The organism is Pantoea alfalfae (assembly GCF_019880205.1).
GTDB classification, from domain to species: Bacteria; Pseudomonadota; Gammaproteobacteria; order Enterobacterales; family Enterobacteriaceae; genus Pantoea; species Pantoea alfalfae.
In genome coordinates this window covers 2,015,801-2,033,199 of sequence record NZ_CP082292.1, presented here as the reverse complement: position 1 = coordinate 2,033,199, position 17,399 = coordinate 2,015,801, and the positions used below count along the sequence as shown (strand labels likewise).

16 protein-coding genes are annotated in these 17,399 nt (G+C 57.3%); 7 read left to right on the top strand and 9 right to left on the bottom strand.

Going from position 1 to position 17,399, the window contains the following annotated elements; all coding sequences use genetic code 11:
- Positions 1 to 13: 13 nt before the first annotated feature.
- The 4 genes from xdhC to guaD are packed head-to-tail and all read right to left on the bottom strand — an operon-like array spanning position 14 to position 5,900.
- A complete protein-coding gene (gene xdhC / locus K6R05_RS09445) occupies positions 14 to 790 on the bottom strand; it encodes a xanthine dehydrogenase accessory protein XdhC (RefSeq protein WP_222924016.1) in 777 nt (258 codons plus the stop codon).
- Positions 777 to 3,143, bottom strand: a complete 2,367-nt coding sequence (gene xdhB, locus K6R05_RS09440; RefSeq protein ID WP_222924015.1) for a xanthine dehydrogenase molybdopterin binding subunit — start codon at positions 3,141 to 3,143, stop codon at positions 777 to 779. The genes xdhC and xdhB overlap by 14 nt, the downstream gene beginning before the upstream one ends.
- A complete protein-coding gene (gene xdhA, locus K6R05_RS09435) occupies positions 3,133 to 4,575 on the bottom strand; it encodes a xanthine dehydrogenase small subunit (protein WP_222924014.1) in 1,443 nt (480 codons plus the stop codon). Before xdhA ends, xdhB begins: the two co-directional genes overlap by 11 nt.
- Positions 4,572 to 5,900, bottom strand: a complete 1,329-nt coding sequence (guaD, locus tag K6R05_RS09430; RefSeq protein ID WP_222924013.1) for a guanine deaminase — start codon at positions 5,898 to 5,900, stop codon at positions 4,572 to 4,574. The genes xdhA and guaD overlap by 4 nt, the downstream gene beginning before the upstream one ends.
- A gap of 400 nt (positions 5,901 to 6,300) precedes the next feature.
- Here guaD and ydfG point away from each other — a divergent pair, with 400 nt between their 5' ends.
- Complete coding sequence (gene ydfG / locus K6R05_RS09425) at positions 6,301 to 7,047, top strand: bifunctional NADP-dependent 3-hydroxy acid dehydrogenase/3-hydroxypropionate dehydrogenase YdfG (RefSeq protein ID WP_161735918.1); 747 nt, start codon at positions 6,301 to 6,303, stop codon at positions 7,045 to 7,047.
- A 31-nt stretch (positions 7,048 to 7,078) separates the two neighbouring features.
- Here the strand turns inward: ydfG and K6R05_RS09420 are convergent, their stop codons facing one another.
- On the bottom strand, positions 7,079 to 7,405 hold the full coding sequence (locus K6R05_RS09420; RefSeq protein ID WP_061063722.1) for a YnfA family protein: 327 nt from the start codon (positions 7,403 to 7,405) through the stop codon (positions 7,079 to 7,081).
- 133 nt (positions 7,406 to 7,538) lie between these two features.
- Between K6R05_RS09420 and K6R05_RS09415 the strand changes: the two genes are divergently transcribed.
- Complete coding sequence (locus K6R05_RS09415) at positions 7,539 to 7,862, top strand: DUF1283 family protein (protein WP_013357904.1); 324 nt, start codon at positions 7,539 to 7,541, stop codon at positions 7,860 to 7,862.
- A gap of 45 nt (positions 7,863 to 7,907) precedes the next feature.
- Positions 7,908 to 8,204 (top strand): DUF1161 domain-containing protein, encoded by a 297-nt coding sequence (locus tag K6R05_RS09410; RefSeq protein WP_161735904.1) that lies wholly within the window; start codon positions 7,908 to 7,910, stop codon positions 8,202 to 8,204.
- 39 nt (positions 8,205 to 8,243) lie between these two features.
- On the opposite strand, the gene K6R05_RS09405 is transcribed toward K6R05_RS09410, so the two are convergent.
- Positions 8,244 to 9,710: an MDR family MFS transporter gene (locus K6R05_RS09405; protein ID WP_161735902.1), complete on the bottom strand. Its 1,467-nt coding sequence runs from the start codon at positions 9,708 to 9,710 to the stop codon at positions 8,244 to 8,246.
- A gap of 392 nt (positions 9,711 to 10,102) precedes the next feature.
- Here K6R05_RS09405 and K6R05_RS09400 point away from each other — a divergent pair, with 392 nt between their 5' ends.
- Genes K6R05_RS09400 through osmV form a run of 4 tightly spaced genes read left to right on the top strand, consistent with a single transcriptional unit; the run spans position 10,103 to position 13,541 of the window.
- Positions 10,103 to 10,819: an ABC transporter permease gene (locus K6R05_RS09400; protein WP_222924012.1), complete on the top strand. Its 717-nt coding sequence runs from the start codon at positions 10,103 to 10,105 to the stop codon at positions 10,817 to 10,819.
- Between the two features lie 17 nt (positions 10,820 to 10,836).
- On the top strand, positions 10,837 to 11,748 hold the full coding sequence (locus tag K6R05_RS09395; RefSeq protein WP_161735898.1) for a glycine betaine ABC transporter substrate-binding protein: 912 nt from the start codon (positions 10,837 to 10,839) through the stop codon (positions 11,746 to 11,748).
- Between the two features lie 9 nt (positions 11,749 to 11,757).
- Positions 11,758 to 12,405 (top strand): osmoprotectant ABC transporter permease OsmW, encoded by a 648-nt coding sequence (gene osmW / locus K6R05_RS09390; RefSeq protein ID WP_010244802.1) that lies wholly within the window; start codon positions 11,758 to 11,760, stop codon positions 12,403 to 12,405.
- On the top strand, positions 12,405 to 13,541 hold the full coding sequence (gene osmV / locus K6R05_RS09385) for an osmoprotectant ABC transporter ATP-binding protein OsmV (RefSeq protein ID WP_222924011.1): 1,137 nt from the start codon (positions 12,405 to 12,407) through the stop codon (positions 13,539 to 13,541). The genes osmW and osmV overlap by 1 nt, the downstream gene beginning before the upstream one ends.
- Before the next feature lie 240 nt (positions 13,542 to 13,781).
- On the opposite strand, the gene K6R05_RS09380 is transcribed toward osmV, so the two are convergent.
- From K6R05_RS09380 to mlc, 3 genes are all read right to left on the bottom strand, one after another.
- On the bottom strand, positions 13,782 to 15,158 hold the full coding sequence (locus K6R05_RS09380; RefSeq protein WP_222924010.1) for a nucleobase:cation symporter-2 family protein: 1,377 nt from the start codon (positions 15,156 to 15,158) through the stop codon (positions 13,782 to 13,784).
- A gap of 180 nt (positions 15,159 to 15,338) precedes the next feature.
- Positions 15,339 to 16,037, bottom strand: coding sequence for a dethiobiotin synthase (bioD, locus tag K6R05_RS09375; protein WP_222924009.1), 699 nt, complete (start codon positions 16,035 to 16,037; stop codon positions 15,339 to 15,341).
- 113 nt (positions 16,038 to 16,150) lie between these two features.
- Positions 16,151 to 17,368 (bottom strand): sugar metabolism global transcriptional regulator Mlc, encoded by a 1,218-nt coding sequence (gene mlc / locus K6R05_RS09370; RefSeq protein WP_161735892.1) that lies wholly within the window; start codon positions 17,366 to 17,368, stop codon positions 16,151 to 16,153.
- Between the last annotated feature and the right edge of the window lie 31 nt (positions 17,369 to 17,399).

Here is a 17,399-nt window from a genome sequence, read left to right as displayed (position 1 = left end):
GCGAAAGCGCAACTCAGGCGATTTGCTGCTGATACACGCTGATGATTTCCCCGACAATCGCCACCGCAATCTCGGCGGGCAGCTTGCCTTTGACGTCCGGCAGGCCAATCGGACAGCGCAGGCGCGCCAGCGGCTCGCTTGCCACACCCTTGCCTGCCAGCCTGTAGCGGAAACGCTGGTTTTTCGTTTCAGAACCGATCACCCCGGCATAGCGGAAATCGCCGCGCTTCAGCACCGCCTCGCACAAATCGAAGTCGAGGGGATGATGATGGGTCATGATGATGAAGTAGCTGCCCGCAGGCGCCTGGGTCACACAGTCGAGCGGATCGTCCGGCTGCAGTGTCATCACGCCAGCGGGAACGTGGCTGAACTGCGCCGGACGGCTATCGATCCAGTTTACGTGACAGGGTAACGTCGCCAGCAGATTCACCAGCGCCTGTCCGACATGGCCCGCGCCAAACAGGTAAATTTCCGGCTGCGCCTGAAGCAGCGGCTCAAACAGCAGTGTGGTTTTGCCGCCACAGCACTGTCCGAGCCGCGCGCCGAGGCTGAAATCCTCGATGTGGGGCGCAGTTGCCCCGCTCTGCAGCATCGCCCTGGCCTGAGCGATGCACGCAAACTCCAGATGACCGCCACCGATAGTGAGAAAACTCTCCTGCTGCGTGACGACCATTTTGCTGCCGCTGTCACGCGGCACCGAACCGTGCTCACTGAGCACGGTGATCAATACGCAGCTCTGGCGTTTTTCACGCAGCTGATGCAGCACGCCGATCCAGTCATGATAGATCATCAACAACTCCAGTCAGGCGCTGCACGCCCCAGAAGATCCGCTCCGGTGTCGCAGGCGCATCCAGCCCAGGGTGCTGCTGGTAACCGGCGACGCTGGCGACCGCATCCTGCAGAGCAGACCAGGCGGCTATCCCTAACATAAACGGCGGTTCGCCTACGGCCTTGGAGTGAAACACTGTGTCTTTCGGGTTTTTGCGGTTCTCCACCAGCGTGACCCGCAGGTCCGCCGGAACGTCGCTGATGGCAGGAATTTTGTAGCTTGCCGGACCATCGGTCAGCAGCTGGCCTTTGTCACTCCATACCAGCTCTTCGCAGGTGAGCCAGCCGACGCCCTGCACAAAGCCCCCTTCGACCTGCCCGATGTCGATGGCAGGGTTCAGCGAGGCCCCGACGTCATGGAGAATATCGGCGCGCAGCAGGCGGGATTCACCGGTTAAAGTATCGATCACCACCTCGCAGCAGGCAGCCCCAAAGGCGTAGTAGTAGAACGGCGTGCCACGCCCGGCCAGCCGGTCGTAATGAATCCCCGGCACGCGATAATAGCCGGAGGCAGAGAGTGGCACCTGATTGAGCCACGCCAGCTTCGCTACCTCGGCAAAGGTATAATGCTTTTCGCCAGCGCGCACTACGCCATTACGAAAGCTCACCGCCGCCGCATCGCACTGATGCAGTTCGCAGAGCATGGCGGTCATGCGGTCGCGCAGGATTTCCGCAGCGTTTTGCGCTGCTTTACCGTTAAGGTCAGCGCCGCTGGAGGCCGCCGTCGGCGAAGTGTTGGGCACTTTGCCGGTGTCGGTGGGGGTAATCTGGATTTTATCGGTTTCAATCTGCAGCACTTCGGCAACAATCTGAATCACCTTGGTGTTCAGTCCCTGGCCCATTTCGGTGCCACCGTGGTTAAGCTGCACCGTGCCGTCGGTATAGATCAGAATCAGCGCGCCCGCCTGATTGAGGAAGCTGGAGGTAAAGGAGATGCCGAATTTTACCGGCGTCAGCGCCAGGCCGCGTTTCAGCAGCGGACTGCGGGCGTTAAACGCTGTGATTTCCGCGCGCCGTGCCTGATAGTCGCTGCTCAGCTCCAGCTGTTCAGTGATCTCATCCAGCAGATTATCCTCTACCTGCTGGTGGTAATGGGTGATGTTACGCTCCTGCTTGCCGTAATAGTTACGCTTGCGCAGCGCCAGTGGGTCCAGTCCACGGTCGCGGGCGATATGATCCATGATCTGTTCAATCGCCACCATGCCCTGCGGTCCGCCAAAACCGCGATAGGCGGTATTCGAGGCCATATTGGTGCGGCAGCGATAGCCGGTTATTAGCGCATCGCCGAGGTAATAAGCGTTATCGGCGTGGAACATGGCACGATCGACGATTGATCCGCTAAGATCCAGCGAATAACCGCAGTTGCCGGCAAGATCGATTCTGATGCCGCACAGACGCCCGTCCTCTTCAACGCCCGCGTCGTAGCGTACAAAGAACGGATGGCGTTTGCCGGTGACGCGCATATCGTCGCGGCGTGAGAGCCGCATCTTTGCCGCCCGGCCGGTCTGACGCGCCACGATCGCGCAGAGGCAGGCAACCCCGGCCGCCTGTGTCTCTTTACCGCCAAAGCCGCCGCCCATCCGGCGCATATCGATGGTCACCTGATTCAGGCTGATGCCCATCACTTCCGCCACCAGCTTCTGCACTTCGGTGGGATTCTGGGTTGAGGAGAAGACCTGCAACTGCTGATCTTCGCCAGGAATGACCATTGCCGTCTGGGTTTCCAGATAGAAATGCTCCTGGCCGCCGATATGGAACGATCCGCTGACCCGATGCGGCGCGCGTGCCAGTGCCGCGTCTGCATCCCCGCGCTGGTGAATGTGCGGTTCCTGCACAAAGCTGCCCTGCGCCAGCGCCTGCTCCACATCCAGCAACGGTTCCAGCACGTCATACTCAATCACTGCCGCGGCCGCGCCAAGACGCGCAGCGTCAGGGGATTCCGCCGCCACCGCAATCACGATCTGCCCCAGGTACTCTACTTTGTCATGTGCCAGCAGCGGATCGCCCGGCTCCAGCGGCCCGACATCATTGATGCCCGGCACATCCTGCCAGGTTAATACGCTCACCACGCCGGGCACGGCATAACAGGGCTGCATATCTATGCGCAGGATGCGCGCATGAGCATGCTCACTCAGGCGCGGACAGAGGTGCAGCAGACCAGGCAATTCCGGCTTGTCGTCGATAAAACGCGCCTCGCCGGAGACATGTTTTTCCGCGCTCTCATGACGATGACTGCGACCCACGCCGCTCTGTAAATCCGCGGCATACTGCGCCTTGATCACCTCTTCGTTGAGTTCAGGACGGTTATGAGACATAGCGGGAGACCTCGAGGCAGGTGATTTCGCCGTGGTGGCGATGCCAGTAGCGGCGGAGCAGATTGCGTGCCACCTGAAGGCGGTAGTTACTGCTGGCACGGAAATCAGAAAGCGGCTGGAAATCTTCTGCCAGCGCGGCGGCTGCTCGTGACACTGTCACGGAACTCAGCAGCTGACCGACCAGCGCCTGTTCACAGTGCCGGGCGCGTTGCGGTGTGGCCGCCATGCCGCCAAAGGCGATACGGGCGGAACTTACCACGCCCTGTTCCATCTGCAGGTTAAAGGCAGCGAACACGGCGGAGATATCATCATCCAGCCGTTTAGAGACTTTCCAGGCAACAAAATCTGGTGACACCGTCACTTTATCGATGCGAATGGCGCGGATAAACTCCCCTTTTTCCAGCTGCGTCTGGCGATAGCCGGTAAAGAACTGATCCAGCGGCAGGCTCCGCTGCTGCTCACCGCGCTGCAGCAGCAAGCTGGCATTGAGGGCCAGCAGCACCGGCGACGCGTCCCCTATGGGTGATGCATTACCGATGTTACCGCCGAGTGTCCCCTGCAAACGGATTTGCAGTGAAGCAAAGCGTTGCAGCATCTCGCTGACGCCGGGAATGCGGCTGGCAAGAAACTCGCTGACCTGCTGTAGCGATGCGCCTGCACCCAGCAGATAGTGATCGTCAAATTCGCTGCAGACTTTCAGCGCGGCAACCTGCTCAAGTGCAATCAGTAGCGGTATTTTTTTATGCTGCTGGGTGATCTGCAGGCTGAGATCGGTGCCACCCGCAATCAGCTTCGCATCGGGATGTGCCTGATAGATTGCGGCCAGCTGGGACGGAGTTTTTGGCAGGAAGCAGCGATGACCCTCAACGCCTATCTCCTGCATTTCCGGAGTAGCCAGCGCGGCCAGCCGCTGTACGGTGCTGGCGGCACTGTGATCGAACTGGTCATTGACCGGCTGCGAGCAGAGCTGTTCGGCCGCAGCCATGATTGGCCGGTAGCCGGTGCAGCGGCAGAGATTGCCCGCCAGCGCAGTTTCCGCCTGATGCCGATCCCAGCCCGCTGACTTTTTTTGCAGGCTGAAGAGCGACATTACAAAGCCTGGCGTGCAGAATCCGCATTGTGAGCCGTGGCAGTCGACCATTGCCTGCTGCGCCGGATGCAGTGCGCGACCGTGGCGCAGATCCTCAACCGTGATCAGCTGTTTGCCCTGTAACGCGGAGACCAGCGTCAGGCAGCTGTTGATCGTTTCATACTGCATCTCACCGCCGACAGCTTTACCCAGCGTGACGCTGCAGGCACCGCAGTCGCCGGAGGCGCAGCCCTCTTTAGTGCCAGGCCGATGCTGACAAGTGCGCAGGTAGTTGAGCACCGTGAGATTCGGGTCGAGCGCATCTTCGCTGACCAGCTGGTTATTTAACAGAAACTGGATCATGCGGCTTGCTCCTGTGCATCGCGCTGCCAGACCGGACGACCACCGACCCAGGTCTGGGCAATGTTGCGGTCGTCGCCCAGCGTCATTAATACAAACAGTTTTTCCCAGATGTCTTTGCTGTTGCCGATGCGGAGTTGCTGAAGCGCAGAGACCGCCGGATCGAGCACCACAAAGTCCGCCTCTTTACCGACGCTGAAGTTCCCGATTGCATGGTCGAGATCCAGCGCGTGCGCTCCGCCCAGCGTGGCGTGATAAAAGGCTTCGGCGGCGCTGAGCCGGTAGTGCTGCAGCTGGCCTACCTTGTAGGCTTCGCCCAGGGTCTGCAGCATACTAAAGGTGGTGCCTGCGCCGACATCGGTGCCAATGCCTGTTTTCACGCCCTGCTGCCAGCTGCGTTTAATGTTAAACAGGCCGCTGCCGAGGAACAGGTTTGAGGTAGGACAGAAGGCAATGGAGGAATCGGTATCGTGCAGACACTGCCATTCCTGCTCTTCCAGATGCAGGCAGTGCGCAAACACGCTGCGGCGACCCGTCAACTGGTAATGATGATAAACATCCAGATAACCCTCACGCTCCGGGAACAGTTCTTTTACCCAGGCAACCTCCTGCGGGTTTTCGCTGAGATGAGTGTGCAGCCAGGTATCCGGAAACGCCTGACGCAGCTGCTGCACTTTCTCCAGCAACTGCGGGGATGAGGTCGGCGCAAAGCGCGGTGTCAGTGCATAATTCAGCCGTCCACGCTTGTGCCAGCGCTCAATCAGCGCTCGCGTCTGCTGGTAGCTCTGTTCCGGGGTTTCGATGAGATTGTCGGGTGCATTGCGATCCATCATCACTTTGCCGGCAATCAGCCGCATGTTCAGGGCTTCGGCCGCGCTGAACAGCGCATCGACGGATTGCGGATGCACGGTGCCAAACACCAGCGCGCTGGTGGTGCCGTTGGAGAGCAGCTGATGCAGGAAAAAGGCGGACATCTTTGCGGCGTGATCCGGGCAGTGATACTGCGCTTCAACCGGGAAAGTGTAGTGATTCAGCCACTCCAGCAGCTGTTCGCCAAAGGCACCAATCATCTCCGTCTGTGGATAGTGAATGTGGGTATCGACAAAGCCAGGCACAATCAGTTTGCCGCGCATATCGGTAACAGGCTGGCCCGCCAGCCTCGCCTCGCTGTTCTCCCAGCTATCCAGCCCAACCACGTGTCCGTCACGCAGCAGCAGCAGGCCATCCTCCAGATAGCGAGCCTTTCCGGTCAGGTCGTCGGGATGATCCACCACGCCTGTGAAGTCAAAAAAGCTGGCGCGTATCGCCATATCGGTTGCTGATAGCATGGTATGTCCTTTCTGAAAGCGCGATTGATTATCTGCAGATGAATCTCTGTAAAAATCTTGCAACCTGCGTGCCAGATCTGAAATACAACAAAACCCTTTAAAATCAAAACCCTATCGAAAAAGTTAAGCGTTGCGCAACAAAGGTGGCCTTCGTTAGCGTCGCAACCGTTTGCGAAGCCGATGCAAACGGTTGCGATTCGATATAGCCCGGATGACTTAATGTGAGTATGGCCTGTTGCCAGACAATCTGCCCTTTTGCGGTGCAGACTGCCCTGAAAAGGCGCAGCGGGATGCCCGTTAAAATCCGTTTACGGGCCAGGCTGCTTTTCCTCGCGCAGAAGCAGAAATGAAATGCTATGGTGAAGCCCTCGACTCTGAAAATGGCATAAGGAACAGTGAGATGATTATCTTTGTCACCGGCGCGACTGCCGGTTTTGGTGAAAGCATCACCCGCCGCTTTATTGAGAACGGTCACAAAGTGATTGCGACCGGCCGACGCGCTGAACGTCTGAAAGCGCTGAAGGATGAGCTGGGCGACAACCTTTATACCGTGCAGCTGGATGTGCGTAACCGTGCCGCTATTGAAGAGGCGGTGGCACAGTTACCGGCCGAATGGCGCAATATCGACGTGCTGGTTAATAACGCCGGTCTGGCACTGGGCATTGAGCCTGCGCACAAGGCTAACGTGGAAGACTGGGAAAACATGATCGACACCAACACCAAGGGGCTGGTCTATATGACCCGTGCCCTGCTGCCACAGATGGTGGAGCGGGATGCAGGTCATATCATCAACATCGGGTCCATTGCCGGCAGCTGGCCGTATGCCGGAGGCAACGTTTATGGGGCGACCAAAGCCTTTGTGCGCCAGTTCAGCCTGAACCTGCGAACCGATCTGCACGGCACCGCGCTGCGTGTGACCGACATTGAGCCGGGTCTGGTTGGCGGCACCGAGTTTTCCAACGTGCGCTTCAAAGGCGATGATGACAAAGCCGGTCAGGTCTATGAAGGCGCTACTGCTCTGACGCCAGAGGATGTGACAGAAGCGGTCTGGTGGGTCGCCACGCTGCCTAAGCATGTCAATATCAATAGTCTGGAGATGATGCCGGTCAGCCAGACGCTGGCGGGTCTTAAAGTACATAAGCCGTAAGCCTCTGCCGCGCCAGCCATGATGGCTGGCGTTAACCGCGTCCCCAGCCCATGACGATGATCAGCATGCCGCTAAAGGCAATCAGTGCCCCGCTCCAGTCCCACGCACTTAACTTCACGCCATCCACCACCCGTAACCAGAGCAGTGCGGTGAGCACATAGACGCCACCGTAGGCGGCATACACTCGTCCGCTGGCAGCCGGATGCAGAGTCAGCAGCCAGACAAACAGCGCCAGACTGGCCGCGGCAGGCAGTAACAGCCACGCCGATCCCCCTTTTTTAAGCCATAGCCACGGCAGAAAGCAGCCGGTGATCTCCGCCAGCGCGGTTATAAAAAACAGCAAGGCGGTCTTAATCAGCACCCTTACCTCTCCTGAACGTAAACAAACGACTCACCGCTGGTGAGCAAAGAAACGGCGATGATATACTATGAGAACTCGCTGCAACAGCCGTCCCGGATGGCGATGTTTGCGTTAACTAAAGGATATTGTGATGAAAAAAATGATCCCTGCCGTGCTGATGGTGCTGCTCTCTACCGCGGCGTTGACTGCCACTGCGAATACTAACCGTCTGATCATTGAAGATGGCAGTTCTGCGCTGAGCAATGAAGCAGCGCGTCAGGACAAAGAGCAATGGAATGACACACGTATGCTGCGCAACAAAGTAAACACCCGCGTCGAAAAAGAGTTTGATAAAACCGACCGCGCCTTTGATACCCGAGACAAGTGCGAGCAGAGCCTCAATCTCAACGCGTACTGGGAACCTAACACCCTGCGTTGCCTGGATCGCCGTTCAGGTCGCCCGGTAGCGCCGTAAATTTGAGCTATAGTAATGACGGACGACTAACATAAGGAAGACGTGATGAAGCTACAGAGGGTTTTGTTAAGCGCGGCGTTTTTATCTCTGCCGCTGATGGCGCAGGCATCCTGTGAATCGGTGAAAGCCGATATCAGCCAGAAAATCATTCAGAACGGTGTGCCTGAATCAGGTTTTAGTCTCGACGTTGTTGCCAACGATCAGGTTGATCAGGCGGGCGGTCAGGTCGTCGGACATTGTGAAAACGACACACAAAAGATTGTTTACAAGCGAACAGGCCGTGACGATGAAGCCAGCGTCCCTGCCAGTGCCGGCAGTTCTCAGGACGCGCCAGCACAGTAGTCAACGTCAAACCAGGGCGACATCCTGTCGCCCTGCCAGCTAGTCCGCCTGTTCCGGCCGCTGACGCGGCATCATCCATGCCACCCCCACCGCAAACAGCGCAATGACCAGTGCGACTACAAACACCCAGTGCAGTGAGACGGCTATCGCCGCCACCATCTGCTGCAGGTTTTCCGGCTGTAACTGCTGACGACTGGATTCAGACATGACCTGCTGTACCGGATCCTGCACCTGCGGTAGTCGCCACTGCAGATTGAGATTCAGCACCGCGCCCATAATCGCCGTCCCCACCGCCGACCCGATCATCCGGCTGAACATGATAGACGCGGTACAGATCCCGCGGATCTGGTAGTCCGCCTGGTTCTGCACAGAGACCAGGAAGGTGGTACTGGTCATCCCCATGCCGGTGCCAATCAGAAACGCCGTGAAGCCTGCCTGATAGAGGGAGCTGGCGGGCTGCAGGAACAGCAGCAAGGCGCTGCCAGCGACCAGCAACAGCGCGCCAAGCTGGGCGGTAAAGCGGTAGGACGTGTGGAGCATCAGCCTGCCGCTCAGCGTGCTGGCCAGCGGCCAGCCAATTGACATCATCGCCAGCACACTGCCCGCCTGTAACGGTGAGCCGCCGTGTATCCCCTGAATCCAGGTGGGCAGAAACGCGCTGATGCCCATCATAGCCGCCCCGATAATCAGGTTGCCCGCATTGCCCGCCACAATAAGCCGGCTGCGCCAGATGATTAGCGGAAACAGCGGTGCCGCTGAACGCTGCTCATGGCGTTTAAGCTGCCAGCCTGCGAACAGGGAGAAAAGCAGGAACGGCACCAGCCAGACGCCAAGCTGTTCGGCCTGCAACAGCGCAATCAGCAACGCGGTCACGCAGAGCATCAGCCAGCTGCTGCCCGCCAGATTCAGCGGCTTCGCTGTCTCCTCCTTCTGGTGCGCCGGTAACCAGCGCGCCAGCATCAGCATGCTGATCAGGCCTATCGGCAGATTGACCCAGAAAATCACCGACCAGCTAAAGTGCTGCACCAGCCAGGCGCCGGTCAATGGCCCGACTATCGCCGCCACACCCCACACGCTGGAGAGCCAGCCCTGCACGCTGGCGCGTTCACGCGGTGAATAGATGTCGGCCACAATGGTGGAGCTGAGCGGCATAATCGCGCCCGCTCCCAGGCCCTGAAACGCCCGGAAAAGAATCAGCCAGGTCATGGTGTGGGCAAAGCCACACAGCACCGATCCCACCAGGAAGATGGCGGTGCCGACAAATAACATCGTTTTCCGACCCACCATATCCGCCAGCCGCCCGTATAGCGGCACGCTGACCGCCTGAGTCAGCAGATAGATTGAGAAGACCCAGCCAAACTGAGAAAAACCGCCAAGGTCAGCAATAATGGTCGGCATCGCAGTGGCCACAATAGTGACTTCAATGGCCGCCATAAACATTGCCAGCATGCAGGCAATTAAGATCCAGTGGCGATGCCCGGTCTGGAGTTGTGCGCTTTCAGTCATAGGGTTCCTTTTTTAATCTGCAAGGCTAGCTCAAAAACAGCCAAAGCAGTTTCCCGCGCGTGCGCATCTTCTGCGCCATCTGTGACGGTGTCACCTAAAGTCGATGAATATTTTTTATTGTCGCATTAGCCCAGCGGCTACGCGGCTTTAACACACTTTTAACCTGTTTCTATCTGCCTGATAGATGGCTTAAAAGCTGGCTTGTGCAAAAAAGGCCTGCTATAGCATTACCCCATCTTGTTCGGTATTTACTGAAAAAGAGTGGATAAACAGTCATTTTATCTACATTTTATCGCAGTTTCGGTTTTGGGCGCGGCGGCAGTTTTTGTCGCACCTGTCGGGCTGTTTATGGTTGTTATAACAATTGAGATCGTCATCAGGGAGATTCTCCTATGCAAAATGCTTCACTGGCCCGACGCGCCGGTCTGGCACTGCTTGCAGTGGTCGCGGTGATCGCAGTACTGATCTGGGGCTTAGGCTGGGATCAGCTGGTCGCACGTAAAGTCGATCTGCTTTATCTCGGGCAGCAACACCTCTTCTTAGTTTTCTGGTCAATGTTGTTCGCTCTGCTGGTCGGTATTCCCAGCGGCATCCTGCTCAGTCGCCCGTTTGCGCGTCGCTGGGCCGAGTATGTGATGCAGATTTTCAATGTCGGTAACACTCTGCCACCGCTCGCGGTACTGGCACTGGCGATGGTTATCATCGGGATTGGCGACCGTCCGGCGCTGATTGCGCTATTTCTGGCGTCGCTGCTGCCCATCGTCCGCAACACCTTCTCCGGTCTGAGTGCAGTTCCTCCGTCGCTGATTGAGGCCGCCAACGGCATCGGCATGACCAAATGGCAACGTCTGCGTCAGGTTGAACTGCCTAACGCGATGCCAGTGATCCTGGCAGGCGTGCGCATCGCCACCGCCATCAATGTCGGCACCGCGCCACTGGCCTTCCTGATTGGTGCCAGCAGCTTTGGCGAGCTGATCTTCCCGGGTATCTATCTGAATGACTTTCCGACACTGATTCTGGGTGCCGTTGCTACTGCGCTGGTGGCACTGGTTCTGGATATGATGCTGGCCGCGCTGGGCCGCTTTCTGAGTCCGCACGCTGCGGCCTGACCACAAGGAGCTTTGCAATGCTAACGAAGTGGATTAAGAAAAGCGCTGTCGCGCTGACCGCGACGCTGCTGCTTAGCCAGACGGCACAGGCGGCGGCCCCGCTGGTGATGGCGACCAAGAGCTTTACCGAACAGCATATCCTGTCAGCGATGACGGTGCTGTGGCTACAGAAAAAAGGCTTTGAGGTGGTGCCCAAACGTAATATCGCCACCACCATTGGCCGTAACGCGCTGCTGAATAAGCAGATTGATATGGTCTGGGAATATACCGGTACGTCACTGATTATCTTCAACCACATCAGCCAGCCGATGTCTTCACAACAGGCCTATGAGACGGTGAAAAAACTGGACGGAAAACTGGGGCTGGTCTGGCTGAACCCGGCACCGATGAACAACACCTACGCCTTTGCCATGACTCAGGAGCGGGCCAAAAAAGAGGGCATCACTACGATGTCACAGCTGGTCGCGAAAGTGGAACAGGTTCGTCAGTCTGACCCGGACCACAACTGGCGACTGGGACTGGACCTGGAGTTTGCAGGTCGTTCAGACGGCCTGAAACCGCTGCAGAAGACTTATAATCTGGCGCTGGATCGCCCGCAGATCCGTCAGATGGATCCGGGCCTGGTCTATAACGCCATTCGCGACGAATTTGTGGATGCCGGTCTGATCTACACCACCGATGGCCGGGTTAAGGGCTTTAACCTGAAAGTGCTGGAGGATGATAAACACTTCTTCCCGAGCTACAACGTGACGCCGGTCGTGCGTCAGGATGTGCTGGCGAGTCATCCAGGGCTGGATAGTGCCCTTAATCAGCTCTCTGCACAGATCACCAATGAGGCGATTACCGAGCTGAACAAGCGGGTCGATATCGATCATCAGTCACCGGAAAAAGTGGCACGTGATTTCCTTCAATCCAAAAACATGCTGTAAGGAGGCACTGTGGATACCCTTCACTACATCATGGATAACTGGAGCACCCTGCTCACTCTGAGCTGGCAGCACAGCTGGCTGGTGCTGGTTGCGGTCGGTCTGGCCATTGTGATTGGCGTGCCGCTGGGCATTCTGATCGTGCGCGTCAGATGGTTAGCAACGCCGATTCTCGGTATCGCTACCGTAGTACTGACTATCCCGACCATTGCGCTGTTTGGTCTGATGATCCCGCTGTTTTCGCTGATCGGTCAGGGCATCGGTGCGCTGCCAGCCATTACCGCCGTGTTCCTCTACTCGCTGCTGCCGATTGTGCGTAATACCCACACCGCACTGGAGAATCTGCCGGACGGTCTGCGTGAAGCGGGTCGCGGCATTGGCATGACCTTCTGGCAGCGTCTGCGCTGGGTTGAAATCCCGATGGCGCTACCGGTGATTTTTGGTGGCATCCGAACCGCTGTGGTGATGAACGTTGGCGTGATGGCGATTGCCGCCGTGATTGGCGCGGGCGGTCTGGGCCAGCTGCTGCTGGATGGTATCAGTGGCAGTGATATTCGTATGTTAATTGCCGGCGCATTGATGATCTGTCTGCTGGCTATTTTTCTTGACTGGCTGCTGCACCGTTTGCAGCAGGCGCTGACTCCAAAGGGGATTCGATAATGATTACGCTGGAAAACCTGACGAAAACCTTTACCCAGAAAAACGGCACGACTAATAAAGCCGTCGATAACGTCAGCCTGCATGTGCCAGCCGGTGAGATGTGCGTGTTGTTGGGGCCATCAGGCTGCGGCAAAACCACCACGCTGAAGATGATTAACCGTCTGATTCCGGCCACCAGTGGTCGGATCCTGATCAATGGCGAAGATACCAGTACTCAGGACACCACTACCCTGCGCCGCAACATTGGCTATGTGATCCAGCAGATTGGCCTGTTTCCCAACATGACTATCGAAGAGAACATTACCGTTGTGCCACGCATGCTGGGCTGGAATAAGAAGCAGTGTCATGAGCGCGCCACGGAATTAATGAGCATGGTGGCACTGGACCCTAAAAAGTTCCTGCACCGCTATCCGCGTGAGATGTCTGGCGGTCAGCAGCAGCGTATCGGCGTCATTCGTGCGCTGGCGGCGGATCCACCGGTATTGCTGATGGATGAGCCGTTTGGTGCTGTCGACCCGATTAACCGTGAAGTGATTCAGAACGAGTTTCTCGACATGCAGCGTCAGCTTAAGAAAACCGTGATGCTGGTGAGTCACGACATCGATGAGGCGCTGAAACTCGGCGATCGCATCGCGGTATTTGGTCAGGGCAGGATCGTGCAATGCGCCAGTCCGGATGAACTGCTCGCGACGCCAGCCAATGATTTCGTTGGCTCGTTTGTCGGTCAGGACCGCACGCTTAAGCGTCTGTTACTGGTGCAGGCGGGTGACGTAACCGATCAGCAGCCGACCATCACCGTGCGCCGCTCGACGCCGCTGGATGAAGCCTTTGGCATGATGGATGATAACGACATGCGGTCGATTACCGTTGTTGATGAGGATGGCAAACCGCTGGGCTTCGTGAAGCGTCGTGAGGCGCGTAACGTTAGCGGCCGCTGTGAAGAGAAGCTGCATACCTTTAAGGTGACCGGTAAAGCCGAAGAGAACCTGCGAGTGGTGTTGTCGAAACTCTATGAGCACAACACGGTCTGGATGCCGATTGTTGATGAAGAGGGGCGCTACAGCGGGGAAATTTCGCAGGATTATATCGCGGATTATCTCAGCTCGGGTCGTACCCGTCGTCGTCTGAATCCATAGTGCAGTCAGACGAAAGGGCCGCCATGGCCCTTTCATTCGCAGAGAAACCCTAATCCGGGTGAAACTGACAGCAATACAAAAGTTTAATGCGCAGGGAACCGGGTCAGATCGGAAAGACGCAAAACCCGCCATCCCTGGCCCGCTATACTTTGCTACTGGCGTATGCTCCCATCGCTTTGAATTTCTGCGTTGTCTGTAAGGACAACATCGGCCCTTCTGCATTTAACGGCTTTTTAGCTTTTAGCTCTCCGTGAGCGTTTCCGCCTCCACCTCTGCCACCGCAGGTGCCTCGTCTGGCAGGACCAGATTGAGCACAATCGCCAGAATGCCGCCGGTTGTCACCGCGTGACCAAATAAATGGTTAATCAGCGGCGGGAACTGCTTCAGCACCTCCGGCACCGCTTCCACCCCCAGACCAATCCCGAATGAGATCGCGACAATCAGCATCTCGCGGCGACCCAGCGGCGTCTGGGTCATTACCCGGATACCGGCAGCGACTACACTGCCAAACATTACCACTGTCGCTCCCCCCAGTACGGGTGGCGGAATCTGCTGCAACAGCGACCCAACATAGGGAAAGAGCCCCAGCAGCGCCAGCATAATCCCCAGAAGCATACCGACATAACGACTGGCGACGCCGGTCATCTGGATCACGCCATTGTTCTGCGCGAAGGTGGTGTTTGGAAATGCGGAGAAGACCGCAGCCAGCACGCAGCTCAGGCCGTCGGCAACAAGGCCGCCCTGCAACCGCTGCTGAAAAGGTTTACCAGTGATTGGCTGCCGGGAAATCAGGCAGTTAGCGGTGAGATCCCCGACCGCTTCAATCACCGCAATCACAGACACCAGCGCAATCGGCAGAAAAATGGTCCAGTCAAAGGCGAAACCAAACCGGAAGAAAGCAGGCAACACCAGCCAGCTGCTCTCCGGCGCGGCCCTGAGTTGCAGATGACCGGTTAAGGCTGCTGCAATACATCCCACCGCGATGCCGGCCACTACCGCCACCAGTCGCGCCCAGCGGTTACGCGAGCGGTTCAGCGCCACGATCACCAGCAGCGTCAACGCACCCAGCGCCAGATTCCCCGGCGAGCCAAAATCTGTGGCGTTGTGACCACCCGCCCAGTCAGTGATGCTGACTTTTATCAGGCTGATGCCTATCAGGGTTATTACCGTACCGGTTACCACTGGTGTCAGCACTTTGCGCAGCGTGCCGACGCAGCGACTGATCAGAACCGGGATCAGCGCCGCCGCCAGGTTGCAGCCAAACAGCATCGCCATAATCTCTTCGGGCGAACCGCCGCGCCCTTTTACCATCAGGCCACCGGAGAGAATCACGCCCAGAAATGCGAAACTGGTACCCTGCAGGCAGATCATGCCCGCCCCGACGCCATAAAAACGTCTGGCCTGCATAAACGTGCCTAAGCCGGAGACGAACAGCGACATGCTAATCAGATAAGGAATATAGGCCTGCAATCCCAGAACCGAGCCAATAATCAGGGGGGGTGTGATAATGCCCACCACGCTGGCCAGCAGATGTTGCAGCGCGGCAAAGAACGCCGGGATGGGGCCAATGCGGGCTTCAAGCCCATATAACAAACCTTTCTCGTGCGAGTGCGACATGATGGGGCTCCAGCTCAGTGTGATAAGCGGAGTTAATGCATTTTCTGCGCCATGACGTCAGGGTTTCGCGATATCCGATCCAGGTCTTTCAATTCTAAATGGAAATAGTTAAAGACAGCCGACAACAAGCCTGAAACTTTAGGCTCATTGCCGACTCAGATGACTTAGTTTGTTTCATAATCAGGCGATCTTTGCACTCACAGCGTGCAGATTGTTCTGCTCCAGCAGAGAAATATCGATGTAAGAGGTCAGATCACGCTGTTCTGCACGCGGCAGATAAGGCAGCTCGCCGAGTAGCGGCGCACTAATTTTTTCACGCAGAATCTCAATAATGTTGCTGTACTGCGCCAGTCCCGGATTGATGCGATTGGCCACCCAGCCCACCAGTGGTAGTCCATCCTGCGCTATCGCTTCTACGGTTAACAGGGCGTGACTGATACAGCCCGACTGGATGCCGACCACCAGTACCACCGGCAATTGCTGCTCAACGACCCAGCAGGAGAGCGGACGTCCGTCGTTCATCAGGCTGCGCCAGCCACCTGTGCCCTCAACAACCACCCGATCGGCCTGCTGCGTCAGGCTGGTTAATCCCCGGGTCAGCAATCCGTAATCGATAATCTGCCCCGGATGGGTGCAGATCTCCTCTTCCTGGAAAGCCAGCGGATTGATCGCCTGGTATGCCAGGTCGATTGACGACGCGCTTTGCAGAACCTGTGCATCTTTGTTACGCAGGCCATCCGCGGTTTTGACAGCACAGCGCGCGACGGGCTTGAAGCCCACAGCACTCTGTCCGGTCTCGATAAAACTTTGTAACAGCGCGCGGGACACTACCGTTTTGCCTACTGCGGTGTCGGTGCCGGTAACAAATAGTCTGTTCACTCAACTTCTCCTCTCGAACCGTTGCGGTTAATCGGTGATTAACCTTGCTGCGAACCGGCATTTTAAGGAATGGAGGATGAGAACAGATTGCGTTAGCGCAAGTTCAGGCCTGCTTAACCTTGCAACAGTTTCACTAACAGGTGTCCGTTGTAGAGCGCATCTTTGATCAACGCGGCTCCGCCCAGCGTTCCAGGCTCGCTGAATTCAGTAGGTGCCAGCTGAATACCAGCACTGTAGGCAGGCAGTGACTGCTGCAGAATAGTGTTGCGCACTGCGGGAAACAGCACATCAGCGGCGGCATTGAGAGGAGAACCGATAAGAATATGTTGTGGATTAAAAATGTTGACCATCATTGCCAGGATCCGCCCAACGTGATGCCCGACGCTGGCAATGGTGTCACGCGCCAGACGATCACCCGACTGCGCGGCCGCACACAGTGAAGTCAGCGTCAGCGGCTGGTTATTGAGCAGACTGTCAGGCTGGGCAGGCAGACGCTGCGCCGCCAGCGCCAGCAAACTGCCGGTGCTGGCTACCGTCTCCAGACAGCCATGATTCCCGCAATAGCACTGCTGGCCATAAGGGTCGATCTGAGTATGGCCAATCTCAACCAGCGCCCGGCCACTTTTATGCAGTAGCTGACCGCCACTGATGACGCCAGCCCCCACGGTTTCATCAATCACAATCTGAATCACATCCTGCGCGCCCCGGGAAGCACCAAACAGCGACTCCGCCAGCGTCCAGGCTGAAATGTCATGCTGCACAAACACCGGTAAGCCGGTTCGCGCCGCCAGCGCATCGCCCAGCGGCATATCGCGTACCTGATAACCCGGCAGCCGATGCACCACGCCTGATGCCGCGTTGATCAGCCCCGGCAGCGTAATGGCGATGGCCGTGAGACGCTCCAGCTTCTTCTGATGACGAATAAAGAAAGCATCGACCTGGTCAATCAGCGAGGTCAGTAAGGGCTGAGCAGCTTCATCCGGCAGAGGGAGACTCTCTTCTGCCAGCTCACGGCTGCTGAGATCGCGCAACGTAAAGGTCATGGCACCGCGATGCAGACGAATCGCCAGATAGTGCCAGGCGTCGGTATCCAGTATCAGGCCAATGGCCGGACGGCCACGGCTGCCGGGATCCTGAAACTCAGTCTCCTGCACCAGATGCGCATCCAGCATCTCGCGCACAATTTTGGTTATGCTGGCCGGAGCAAGCTGGGCACGGCGGGAAAGTTCGATACGCGAAATGGGACCGTAACGGTCAATTAATCGATATACGACACCTGCATTAGTCTGCTTGATCTGGTCAATGTGGCCAGGTTGACTGTCCGGATTCACAACCCTGCTCCCGGTTATTTTCGCGCTTCTA

Coding starts and splice junctions, on each gene's coding strand:
- xdhC (WP_222924016.1), bottom strand. CDS start 790: ATGATCTATCATGACTGGATCGGCGTGCTGCATCAGCTGCGTGAAAAA.
- xdhB (WP_222924015.1), bottom strand. CDS start 3,143: ATGTCTCATAACCGTCCTGAACTCAACGAAGAGGTGATCAAGGCGCAG.
- xdhA (WP_222924014.1), bottom strand. CDS start 4,575: ATGATCCAGTTTCTGTTAAATAACCAGCTGGTCAGCGAAGATGCGCTC.
- guaD (WP_222924013.1), bottom strand. CDS start 5,900: ATGCTATCAGCAACCGATATGGCGATACGCGCCAGCTTTTTTGACTTC.
- ydfG (WP_161735918.1), top strand. CDS start 6,301: ATGATTATCTTTGTCACCGGCGCGACTGCCGGTTTTGGTGAAAGCATC.
- K6R05_RS09415 (WP_013357904.1), top strand. CDS start 7,539: ATGAAAAAAATGATCCCTGCCGTGCTGATGGTGCTGCTCTCTACCGCG.
- K6R05_RS09410 (WP_161735904.1), top strand. CDS start 7,908: ATGAAGCTACAGAGGGTTTTGTTAAGCGCGGCGTTTTTATCTCTGCCG.
- K6R05_RS09405 (WP_161735902.1), bottom strand. CDS start 9,710: ATGACTGAAAGCGCACAACTCCAGACCGGGCATCGCCACTGGATCTTA.
- K6R05_RS09400 (WP_222924012.1), top strand. CDS start 10,103: ATGCAAAATGCTTCACTGGCCCGACGCGCCGGTCTGGCACTGCTTGCA.
- K6R05_RS09395 (WP_161735898.1), top strand. CDS start 10,837: ATGCTAACGAAGTGGATTAAGAAAAGCGCTGTCGCGCTGACCGCGACG.
- osmV (WP_222924011.1), top strand. CDS start 12,405: ATGATTACGCTGGAAAACCTGACGAAAACCTTTACCCAGAAAAACGGC.
- K6R05_RS09380 (WP_222924010.1), bottom strand. CDS start 15,158: ATGTCGCACTCGCACGAGAAAGGTTTGTTATATGGGCTTGAAGCCCGC.